The organism is Caballeronia jiangsuensis, assembly GCF_046030135.1.
Lineage (GTDB): Bacteria > Pseudomonadota > Gammaproteobacteria > Burkholderiales > Burkholderiaceae > Caballeronia > Caballeronia jiangsuensis.
Genome location: NZ_JAQQDB010000139.1, coordinates 1 through 410, shown reverse-complemented (window position 1 = coordinate 410; position 410 = coordinate 1). Strand labels below are relative to the sequence as shown.

Genomic DNA, 410 nt, shown 5'->3' with positions numbered 1-410 from the left:
TTCAGCACCTCGGCCTTGAGCGAGCGATGAAAGCGCTCGTCCTTGCCGTTGGTCTGCGGGTGATAGGGACGGCTATGGCTCATACGAATACCCAGCCGAATGCATCGGATGGCCAACTCGGTCAATTCGCCAGGCTTGCTTGGCGTGCCCCACGGCGCGCCGTTATCGGCGTTGATCTGTTGCGGCAGCCCGTAACAGGCGAAAGCGTTTCGCAGGTGCGTGTACACCGTCTCGGTGTCCTGGCTGCAGCACGCCTGCAGCACGAGGTTGAAGCGCGAATGATCGTCGATCACGGTGAGCGGGTGGCAGCGCCTTTGATCGAGCATGCCGAAGTGGCCCTTGAAATCGATTTGCCATAGCTCGTTCGGCTCGGCGCGCTCGAAACGGGTCCAGGCGGTGGCCGCCTCCGA

General features: G+C 62.2%; 1 protein-coding gene. It reads right to left on the bottom strand.

The features are described from left to right. On the bottom strand, positions 1-410 hold a 410-nt coding region (locus PQR08_RS38710), incomplete at both ends, for a DDE-type integrase/transposase/recombinase (protein ID WP_408164514.1).